Annotated in this window: 3 protein-coding genes; 2 read left to right on the plus strand and 1 reads right to left on the minus strand. The window is 57.1% G+C overall.

What is annotated here, in order from left to right:
* Window positions 1-57: 57 nt before the first annotated feature.
* Window positions 58-318, minus strand: a complete 261-nt coding sequence (locus DW49_RS0127820; protein ID WP_005738079.1) for a lipoprotein — start codon at window positions 316-318, stop codon at window positions 58-60.
* Window positions 319-633: 315 nt separating this feature from the next.
* On the opposite strand from DW49_RS0127820, the gene htpG reads away from it, so the two are divergent.
* Window positions 634-2541: a molecular chaperone HtpG gene (gene htpG, locus DW49_RS0127825; protein ID WP_017703295.1), complete on the plus strand. Its 1908-nt coding sequence runs from the start codon at window positions 634-636 to the stop codon at window positions 2539-2541.
* Between the two features lie 90 nt (window positions 2542-2631).
* Window positions 2632-3360 carry a dienelactone hydrolase family protein gene (locus DW49_RS0127830; protein WP_005618729.1) on the plus strand — a complete coding sequence of 243 codons (729 nt, stop codon included), beginning with the start codon at window positions 2632-2634 and terminating at the stop codon, window positions 3358-3360.
* Window positions 3361-3485 lie beyond the last annotated feature (125 nt).

The following is a 3485-nucleotide window of genomic DNA, read 5'->3' on the forward strand; positions in this document are numbered from 1 at the left end:
TAAGTGAACAGCATTGCGCTCGAAGCGGGCCTTTTCAGTTCGACGAGCTGGCCAGCCTTACTTGGTGGCTGGAGCTGCTTCTGGCGCCTTGTTGGCGTTTTCAGCGGCGCGCTGCTGGGCGGCTTCCGCGTTTTTCTGGGCAGCTTCCTGGCTTTCCTTGGCCGCGTCATTCACTTTGTCCTGAGCCTTTTCCATCGACTCCTGGGACTGCTGAGCTGCCTTGTTGGCATCTTGTTGGGTGTTTTCGGACTTCTTGTCACAGGCGGCGAGGCCCAAGGTGGCAGAAAGCATCAAGGCATAGGCTAAAGATTTACGCATGGGGTGTTTCTCCTTATTAAGTATTCACGTGCCTAAGAGCCTGCCCCTGAGAGTTAAGTTCCAACGGTGACGACAATATTGGAAACACCTGTTTCGTAGCGGATGCAGGCGGAGGGCGTTGACCCTGTCGCGCCGGTTTCAAGCGAGCAGCGCTCAATGCGTCGCCGGTCGCATTCGAAGCATGAAACACGCGTCGGGCATCATTGGCTCTTGAAATCCCTGACCCAGCCCCCACCTTGATGACTACCCGCTGTCATAGAGGCTGCTGCCTGATTGTGTGACGGCTTATACCATCCAGATCGGAGTTTGATGATTATGAGTGTGGAAACTCAAAAGGAAACCCTGGGCTTCCAGACCGAGGTAAAGCAGCTGCTGCACCTCATGATCCATTCGCTGTATTCCAACAAGGAAATTTTCCTTCGCGAATTGATCTCGAACGCGTCTGACGCGGTCGACAAATTGCGTTTTGAAGCGTTGTCCACGCCTGAGCTGCTGGAAGGCGGCGCCGAGCTGAAGATCCGCGTGAGCTTCGACAAGGACGCGAAGACCGTTACCCTTGAAGACAACGGCATTGGCATGAGCCGTGAAGATGTGATTACCCACTTGGGGACCATCGCCAAATCCGGCACCGCTGATTTCATGAAAAACCTGTCGGGCGACCAGAAGAAGGATTCGCACCTGATCGGTCAGTTCGGCGTGGGCTTCTACTCGGCATTCATCGTTGCCGATCAGGTCGAAGTGTTCAGCCGTCGCGCCGGTTCGCCGTCCAGCGAGGGCGTGCACTGGTCCTCCAAAGGCGAAGGCGAGTTTGAAGTCGCCAACGTCGACAAGGCCGAGCGCGGTACGCGTATCGTGCTGCACCTGAAAAACGGTGAAGAAGAGTTCGCAGACGGCTACCGTCTGCGCAACATCATCAAGAAGTACTCCGACCACATCGCCTTGCCGATCGAGCTGCCCAAAGAGCAGGCTCCTGCCGCAGAAGGCGAAGAAACACCGGCGCAGGAATGGGAAACCGTCAACCGCGCCAGCGCACTCTGGACCCGCCCTCGCACCGAGGTGAAGGACGAGGAGTATCAGGAGTTCTACAAGCACGTCGGCCACGACTACGAGAACCCGCTGAGCTGGAGCCATAACAAGGTCGAAGGCAAGCTGGAATACACCTCGCTGCTGTACGTGCCCGCGCGTGCGCCGTTCGATCTGTATCAGCGTGAAGCACCGCGCGGCCTGAAACTTTATGTGCAGCGCGTTTTCGTCATGGATCAGGCCGAGTCGTTCCTGCCGCTGTACATGCGCTTCGTCAAGGGCGTGGTTGATTCCAATGACCTGTCGCTGAACGTGTCCCGCGAGATCCTGCAGAAAGACCCGATCATCGATTCGATGAAATCGGCGCTGACCAAGCGTGTGCTGGACATGCTCGAGAAGCTGGCGAAAAACGAACCCGAGCAATACAAGGGCTTCTGGAAGAACTTCGGTCAGGTGCTGAAAGAAGGCCCGGCAGAAGATTTCGCCAACAAGGAAAAAATCGCGGGTCTGCTGCGTTTTGCATCGACTTCCGACGACAGCGGCGAGCAAAGCGTTTCTCTGGCCGATTACCTGGCGCGCGGCAAGGAAGGTCAGGACAAGATCTATTACCTCACTGGCGAATCCTACGCGCAGGTCAGAAACAGCCCGCACCTTGAAGTCTTCCGCAAGAAGGGCATCGAAGTGCTGCTGTTGACCGACCGTATCGACGAGTGGCTGATGAGCTACCTGAGCGATTTCGACGGCAAGAACTTCGTCGATGTGGCGCGTGGTGACCTCGATCTGGGCAACCTTGATTCCGAAGAGGACAAAAAAGCACAGGAAGAGATCGCCAAGGACAAAGAAGGCCTGATCGAACGTCTGAAGGCTGCACTGGGCGAGTCTGTGAGTGAGGTGCGAGTCTCCCATCGCCTGACCGATTCTCCAGCGATTCTGGCGATAGGCGAGCAGGACATGGGCTTGCAGATGCGTCAGATTCTGGAAGCCAGCGGGCAGAAGGTTCCGGACTCCAAGCCAATCTTCGAATTCAACCCGGCTCACCCGCTGATCGGCAAGCTCGACGCCGAGCAGAGCGAAGAGCGCTTCGGCGACCTGTCGCACATCCTGTTCGATCAAGCAGCGCTGGCTGCCGGCGACAGCCTGAAAGATCCGGCCGCTTACGTGCGCCGGTTGAACAAGCTGTTGGTAGAACTGTCGGTTTGATAGCCGATTGACAAGAAACCCGCTTCGGCGGGTTTTTTGTTAGGGGCAGTAACCACCCACTCTCATCTTGCGTATGACCAGGAGTCAGTAATGAGCAGCACTATCGAAATCCGTTCTGTGGTCTATCAGATTGAAGGTCAGCCTTATGAAAGCCGACTGGTGTATGACAGCAGCGCTACCGCCCTACAGCCCGGTCTGTTGATGGCGCCTAACTGGATGGGTGTCAGTCAGGATGCCGAGGACACTGCCAGGGCGGTTGCTGCTAAAGGCTATGTTGTGCTGCTGGCGGACCTTTATGGTCAGCAGGTTCGTCCGAGTAACAATGACGAAGCGGGCGCCGCCATGACGCCGCTCAAGAACGACCGTGGCTTGCTGCGCAAGCGCATGCAGGCCGGGCTCGACCAGTTGTTGAGTCAGGCGGATGGGTCTCTGGATGTGAGCAGAATCGCAACCTTCGGTTTCTGCTTCGGTGGCTGCTGTTCGCTGGAACTGGCGCGTACCGGGGCCGAGCTGAAAGCGGCCATTTCGTTCCACGGAACGCTGGACACGCCAAACCCGGCTGATGCCAACAACATCAAGGGTTCGGTGCTGGTCCTGCACGGCGCTTCTGACCCGTTGGTGCCAAAAGAGCAGTTGCCTGCTTTCGAAGAAGAAATGAACGCCGCTGGCGTGGACTGGCAATTGCACAGCCACGGCGGTGCATTCCACTCATTCACCGACCCGCACGCCAACGTTCCCGGCATGATGATGTACGACGCCAAAGTGGCCGCGCGTGCTTTCAAGTCGATGCATGATTTGCTGGCTGAAGTGTTCGGCTGAAGGAACAGCTATCTTCCCCTAAGGCCTGCTGGAAAACACTATCGTGCCCATGCTCCGCGTGGGCATGCCGTTCTGGACGCTCTGCGTCCTCTTTCGACGCAGAGCGTCGCGAACTGCATTCCCAC

The organism is Pseudomonas avellanae BPIC 631, assembly GCF_000444135.1.
In the GTDB taxonomy this organism is placed as follows: Bacteria; Pseudomonadota; Gammaproteobacteria; order Pseudomonadales; family Pseudomonadaceae; genus Aquipseudomonas; species Aquipseudomonas avellanae.

What these genes read in the sequence shown, in the direction of transcription:
- DW49_RS0127820 (WP_005738079.1), bottom strand. Translation starts at nt 318, where the DNA reads ATGCGTAAATCTTTAGCCTATGCCTTGATGCTTTCTGCCACCTTGGGC.
- htpG (WP_017703295.1), top strand. Translation starts at nt 634, where the DNA reads ATGAGTGTGGAAACTCAAAAGGAAACCCTGGGCTTCCAGACCGAGGTA.
- DW49_RS0127830 (WP_005618729.1), top strand. Translation starts at nt 2,632, where the DNA reads ATGAGCAGCACTATCGAAATCCGTTCTGTGGTCTATCAGATTGAAGGT.